At 67.9% G+C, this 6,326-nt stretch carries 8 protein-coding genes; all 8 read left to right on the forward strand.

The window, feature by feature from the left end; all coding sequences use genetic code 11:
- Nucleotides 1-54: 54 nt before the first annotated feature.
- The 8 genes from ACFOSH_RS27485 (at nt 55) to ACFOSH_RS27520 (ending at nt 6,181) form a co-directional block, all read left to right on the forward strand.
- Nucleotides 55-816, forward strand: coding sequence for a MerR family transcriptional regulator (locus tag ACFOSH_RS27485; RefSeq protein WP_378241954.1), 762 nt, complete (start codon nt 55-57; stop codon nt 814-816).
- A gap of 112 nt (nt 817-928) precedes the next feature.
- Entirely contained in the window at nt 929-2,119 is a 1,191-nt protein-coding gene (locus ACFOSH_RS27490; protein ID WP_378241955.1) for an AAA family ATPase, read from the forward strand.
- 451 nt (nt 2,120-2,570) lie between these two features.
- A complete protein-coding gene (locus ACFOSH_RS27495) occupies nt 2,571-2,720 on the forward strand; it encodes a hypothetical protein (RefSeq protein WP_005155873.1) in 150 nt (49 codons plus the stop codon).
- A 235-nt stretch (nt 2,721-2,955) separates the two neighbouring features.
- Nucleotides 2,956-3,879: a bifunctional helix-turn-helix transcriptional regulator/GNAT family N-acetyltransferase gene (locus tag ACFOSH_RS27500; protein WP_378241956.1), complete on the forward strand. Its 924-nt coding sequence runs from the start codon at nt 2,956-2,958 to the stop codon at nt 3,877-3,879.
- A 1-nt stretch (nt 3,880) separates the two neighbouring features.
- Nucleotides 3,881-4,162 (forward strand): hypothetical protein, encoded by a 282-nt coding sequence (locus ACFOSH_RS27505; RefSeq protein ID WP_378241957.1) that lies wholly within the window; start codon nt 3,881-3,883, stop codon nt 4,160-4,162.
- 67 nt (nt 4,163-4,229) lie between these two features.
- Entirely contained in the window at nt 4,230-4,586 is a 357-nt protein-coding gene (locus ACFOSH_RS27510) for a YciI family protein (protein ID WP_378241958.1), read from the forward strand.
- 3 nt (nt 4,587-4,589) lie between these two features.
- The gene (locus ACFOSH_RS27515; RefSeq protein WP_378241959.1) at nt 4,590-4,967 is read left to right on the forward strand and encodes a YciI family protein; all 378 of its coding nucleotides are present in this window, start codon (nt 4,590-4,592) and stop codon (nt 4,965-4,967) included.
- Nucleotides 4,964-6,181, forward strand: a complete 1,218-nt coding sequence (locus tag ACFOSH_RS27520) for an RNA polymerase sigma factor (protein WP_378241960.1) — start codon at nt 4,964-4,966, stop codon at nt 6,179-6,181. Before ACFOSH_RS27515 ends, ACFOSH_RS27520 begins: the two co-directional genes overlap by 4 nt.
- Nucleotides 6,182-6,326: the final 145 nt, after the last annotated feature.

Below are 6,326 nucleotides of genomic sequence, written 5' to 3' on the forward strand. Positions count from 1 at the left end.
GCCGGGTGAACTTCGATTGACTTTGACGCTACGTCAACCTCTACCTTCGTGAACATGCCGAACGAGAAGGAGTGGTCGATCCAGGACCTCGCCCGCTCGGCCGGGACCACGAGCCGCACGCTGCGCCACTACGGCGACGTCGGGCTGCTCGAACCGAGCCGGGTGGGGAACAACGGATACCGCTACTACGACCAGGACGCGCTGGTGCGGCTGCAACGGATCCTGCTGCTTCGCGAGCTCGGGCTGAGCCTGCCCGCGATCGGCGAAGTGCTCGAAGGGGAGCAGGACACCGCCACGGCCCTGTACGCGCACCTGGACTGGCTCGAGCAGGAGCGAGAGCGCCTCGGGCGGCAGATCGAGTCGGTCAAGACGACCTTGAGGAAGACGGAAGGAGGAGAGGAACTGATGGCAGAGGAAATGTTCAACGGCTTCGACCACACGAAGTACGAGAAGGAGGTCACCGAACGCTGGGGCGCCGATGCCTACAAACAGGGTGACCGCTGGTGGAAGTCGCTCAGCGACGATCAGAAGAAGGCCGTTCGCCAGGAGCAGCTCGACATCTCGGCCGTTTTCGGCCGCCTGCACGCCGAAAGCGTGCCCGTGGACAGCGACGCCACCCATGCGAACGTTCGACGGCTGCACGAGTGGCTTCAGCCGTCCGTGCGGGCCGTGTCGAAGAGCTACTTCATCGGCCTCGGGCAGCTGTACGTCGACGACCCGCGCTACGGGAAATACGACGAGCGGCACGGCGCCGGCACCGCGGAATACATCCGTGACGCGATGAAGATCTACGCGGAACGCAACCTGAGTGAGTAAAACGAGTGGACGGGGCTGCAGACCCGCCCACTCGGAGTAACCCGCCGCGACACGCCTATCCCTCTATGGCGGAATATCGGGTCCACGCTAGAAACGCCGATAGCGTGTGAGAGTGGATCCCATCCGCAACCCCTTCGCCCCGGGCGCCGGTCAACGGCCGCCCGAGCTGGCAGGCCGCGTGCGCGAACTCCAGGCCTTCGAGGTCGTCCTCGAACGGGTCGCGCGGGGGAGACCCGAGCGCAGCCTGATGCTGACCGGCCTGCGCGGCGTGGGGAAGACCGTGCTGCTGGGCGAGCTGCGTTCGAAGGCCATCAAGCACGGCTGGGGCGCAGGCAAGATCGAAGCCCGCCCCGACACCGAACTCAGGCGGCCGCTCTCGGCCGCGTTGCACCGCGCGATCCGCGACCTCGCCGTGCGCCACCGTGCGCCGGACCGGGTCGAGCAGGTGCTCGGCGTGCTCAAGGCGTTCGCGCTGCGTGCCAACAAACCGGACGCGAAGCTCCGTGACCGCTGGCAGCCGGGCATCGACGTGCCCGCCGCGCAGGGCCGCGCCGATTCGGGCGACATCGAGATCGACCTGGTCGAGCTGTTCACCGAGGTCGCGGAGCTGGCGGCCGACGTCGGCACCGGGGTCGCGCTGCTGATCGACGAGATCCAGGATCTGCTTCCCGAGGACGTCTCCGCGCTCTGCGCCGCCTGCCACGAACTCTCGCAGTCCGGGGCGCCGCTGGTCGTGGTCGGCGCGGGACTGCCGCACGTGCCCGCCGTCCTTTCGGCGTCGAAGTCCTACTCGGAACGCCTCTTCCGCTACGCACGCATCGACAGGCTCGAACGCGAAGACGCCGACCTCGCGGTGATGGCGCCCATCGAACGCGAAGACGCGGGCATCGAACCGGAGGCGCTGGACGCCCTGTTCGACGCGTCCGGCGGCTACCCGTATTTCATCCAGGCGTACGGCAAGGCCGCCTGGGACGCCGCGCCCGCCGACCCGATCACCGTGAAGGACGTCCAGGTCGCCGCCCCGGAGGCCGAATCGGAACTCGCCGTCGGCTTCTTCGGCTCCCGCTACGAGCGCGCGACGCCCGCCGAACGTGAGTACCTGCTCGCGATGGCCGAGCTGACACAGGGCCGGGACGAGCCCGCCGGTACCGCCGATGTGGCCGTCTACCTGGGGCGGAAGCCTTCATCGCTGTCGCCGGCGCGGGACAGCCTGATGAAGAAGGGCCTGGTCTACTCCGCCGAGCGCGGGCACATCGCCTTCACCGTCCCGCATTTCGGCCACTACCTGCTCGGCCGGGACTAAGCCTCTCTGGCCTTTTCTAGGGGAAAAGCTAGAAAGCCGCATAGAGGGCTACGCAGGCCACACTGGTTCGACACCGGTCGATGCCGTGGCCGCCCTCACACCTCAGCGGTATCCGACCTTCCGAAACGCCTAGATCGGCGCTTTGGCGGGCCTTCTGCGTGCCGATGAAACCTCGGCGCTCGAGTCGAAGATGCTCCACACCTTCGACAGACACCCCTGAGCTGCTCCATTCGGGCGCATGAGGCCGTATCCGAACGGCGCCAGAGTCGCTCAGCGTTATCAAGAAGTGACCGGCGACACCAAATCTCTTCGGATTTCACCTCAAGTTGCCGATGATTCATCGGCAGGTGTGCCAAGTCACCGGATAATCGTTGGCTTCCTTGTGAAAAAGAGTGCATACTAGAAGCACAGCCACCGAGACACAAGACCCTCAAGGGGATGACTTAAACCGATGAACAACATCGCCGCCAAGCTCCGAGCCCGTCGCGCCGAGGCTCGCACTCGCCGGGCCCTGAACCGGGCGATCGACACCGCGGCCACCGCGACCGTTCGTCAGGAGCTCATCGCTATCTCCCAGGCGCACCACACGCACATGCGCTGATCCGACAACAACCGTTGTAGGTGTCGCCCATTCGAGTGACCTACGACACATAGTGCGTGAGGTGTAACGCCGCGGAACGCGGCGTCGATACCCACTACGACCCCGTGATGCTGGCGGACCCCCGACCTGGCAGCATCACGGGGTTTCCATATGTCCACCCCCTGAAAGATTTCTTGCCTTCGCGGCTTCGCGGGGTAATACTTGACTTTGTCAACGAATATGTTGAGGTGGTCAAATGAATCGATCCGCGGACCGGGTGGCGACTGTCCGGGCCTTCAACCGCCTGTACACCGGCGTGATCGGCGTCCTCGACGAAGGACCAGCCGACGCCGAGTACTCCCTGAGCGAGGCCAGGGTCCTCTTCGAAATCGCGCAGCAGGACCCGACTCAGGTCACCGACCTGCGCAAACGTCTGGATCTCGATGCCGGGTACGCGAGCAGGCTGCTCGCGAAGCTCGAAGAACGCGGCCTCCTCACGCGCGAACGCAGTGACGAGGACGCCCGCCGTCAGGTCGTCAGGCTGACCGAGAACGGCCGGAAGGCCTTCGCCGACCTCGACGAACGATCGGTGGGCCGGATCGGCTCGCTGCTCGGCCGGTTCGGCGACGACGAGCAGGAGCGACTGCTCGGGGCGATGGGCACGATCACCTCGCTGGTCGGCGAACGCGCGCCGGCGCCCACACTGGTCCTGCGCCCGCCCCGGCCGGGCGACTTCGGTTGGGTGGTCCACCGCCACGGCGCCCTCTACTCCCGCGAGTACGGCTGGGACGAACGCTTCGAAGCCCTCGTCGCCCGCGTCGTCGCGGACTACGTCGACAAGCGCGGCGAGCCCCGCCAAGCGGGCTGGATCGCCGAGCTCGACGGGGAACGCGTCGGCAGCGTCTTCTGCATGCCCGGCGAAGACGGCACCACCGCGAAGCTGCGGATGCTGCTGCTCGAACCGGCCGCCCGGGGGCACGGGGTCGGGAAACGCCTGGTCACCGAATGCGTCGAGTTCGCGAGGGCGGCCGGCTACGCGGCGATCGAACTCTGGACGGTCTCACTGCTGGACGCGGCGAGGGCGGTCTACCAGAAGGCCGGCTTCCAGCTGGTGAGCGAAGAGACGATCCCGGGCTTCGGTTACGAGCTGACAGGACAGACCTGGCGGCTGGAGCTGTGACATGTTCGTCGTCTACTGCCCCACCTGCGACCGGCGGTCCGTGGTCGGAGTCGGCTCGATCGACTTCGTGGACAACCTGACGCCGGGCATGATCTCCGTTTCCGGGCGCTGCCCGGACGGCCACTACGCCGTCCTCCTGACCGGGAGGTCCTTCGCGCCTCACGAGAACCCGCCCTGCGTGCGCGAAGTCCAGCAGGTGCTGAAGCGTCGCCGCCGCCGGACCAGGCTGAGTGCCTGGTTCGCGCGGCAGTGTGAACTGCATGACCGGCTCTTTCGCCACTGACGCGGGGACTGTCGATTTGCGGAGTGCTCGTTCGTCTAGGGACCATCGAATCCCCAGGGAGGACGACATGCCCCACTACATCGGTTTCATCCGCGCCACGACGGACTCGCACGACCACCTCGGCCCCGGCGAGGCACAACGCGTGCTCGAGAACTACCTGGCTTGGGCGGACGAGCGCACGAAGGAAGGCCGTTTCGTCGGCGGCGGCGGGCTGTCGAAGAGCGGCCGGGTGCTGCGCGGTTCCGGCGGCGAGGTCGGCGCGACCGACGGGCCGCACACCGAAGCCACCGAGGTCGTCGGCGGTTATCAGGTGATCGAGGCCGCGGACCTCGACCAGGCGGAAAAGATCTTCGCGACGCATCCGCATCTGGAGTTCGGGCCGATCGAGGTACGCAAGGTCGGCGAACGCGGCTGCGAGGACTGACCGATGCCGAAGTTCGTCGGTCTGATGACCTTCCCGCAGGACGCCGAACCGGCCGAAGGTTCGGCCGAGAGCGGCATCGAGCGGTATTTCGCCTGGCAGGAGGAACTGCGGGCGTCCGGCAAGCTGATCGCGGCCGCCGGTCTGGACTCGGAATCGCGGGTGGTGCGTGCCGGGACGATCACCGACGGCCCGTTCACCGAGGCCAGCGAGATCGTCGCCGGGTATCTCGTGGTCGAAGCCGCTGATCTCGACGAAGCGGCGAAGCTGTTCGAGACGCATCCGATCGCGGTGGACGGTGCCGGGATGTTCGTGGTCAGCGAGATCGTGCTCGATCTCGACACGCCGCGCGAGGAACACCTGAGCCGCTTCGGGCTGTCGTGAGCCGCCCGGCCGGCGTGGTGGAGCACCTGTTCCGGCACAGTGCCGGGCGGATCGTCGCCACGCTGGCCAGGGCGCTCGGCCCGGAACGGCTGGACCTGGCCGAAGAGGCCGTCGCCGACGCGCTGGAGCAGGCTTTGCGCACCTGGCCACAGTCCGGGGTGCCGGACAATCCGCGGGGCTGGCTGTTCCGGGCCGCGCGGAACCGGGCGATGGACGTCGTCCGGCGCGAACGGACCCTGCGCGCACTGCTGCCGCGGCTCGTGGAGCTCGACGGTTTCGAGGTCGACCGGCGCACGGACGACGAACTCGTGCTGATGCTGCTGTGCTGTCATCCCGCGCTGCCGACGGTCTCGCAGGTGGCGTTGACGCTGAAGACCGTCGGCGGGCTCGGGGTGAACGAGATCGCCGCGGCCTTGCTGACGAAACCGGCGACGGTGGCGCAGCGGCTCGTGCGGGCGAAGAAATGGTTGAGGGAGTCCGGGAAACCGCTCACGCTTCCCGGGCCGGACGCTCTTGAGTCCAGAGTGGACAGTGTGCTTTCCGTGCTCTATCTGCTGTTCAACGAGGGCTACGACGCGACGACCGGAGAGGTCGCGGTGCGCGGCGAACTGTGCGGCGAGGCGATCCGGCTGGGACGGCTGCTGCTGGCCGAGCCGAAAACGGAGCTGCCGAGGGTGCGGGCGCTGGTCGCGCTGATGCTGCTGCAGGCGAGCAGGCTGCCCGCGCGGGTCGACCGGGACGGTGAGCTGCTGCTGCTCGACGAGCAGGACCGCGGCCGCTGGGACCACGCGATGATCGCCGAGGGGACGCGGCTGTTCGAGCGGGCGTGCGCGGGGCCGGAGATGTCGGCGTATCACGTCGAGGCGGCTATCGCGCTGTGCCACAGCACGGCTCCGCCGCCGGACTGGCACCGGATCGTCGGGCTGTACGACGACCTGCTGGCGCTGCGCCCGTCACCGGTGGCGCGGCTGAATCGCGCGATCGCCCTCGCGATGGTGGACGGCGCCGCCGCGGGGATCGCCGAACTCGAAGCCGTCGAGGCCGACCTGCCGGACTACACCCTGCTGCCCGCCGCGCTCGGCGCGCTCTGGCTGCGGGCCGGTGATCCCGCCCGCGCCGCGGGCCACTACCGGCGAGCGCTCGCGCTGCCGTGCTCGGCCCCGCAACGCCGCTTCCTCACCCGCCGCCTGGAGGCCTGCCGCTCAACCCCCTGACCAGCACTTTTCCTTCACTCCGCGCGTACCCCACCCCCCCACCCGTCCCAGGGCAATGCCACTTACTTAGCATTTTCGCAGGTAAGCGGGGGCGCTGGAGGCGGTTCCAGGCAGCTTCGGGCACGGATTGTGACGATCGGTGGTG

Origin of the sequence: Amycolatopsis speibonae, assembly GCF_042647925.1 — a bacterium.
GTDB classification, from domain to species: domain Bacteria; phylum Actinomycetota; class Actinomycetes; order Mycobacteriales; family Pseudonocardiaceae; genus Amycolatopsis; species Amycolatopsis speibonae.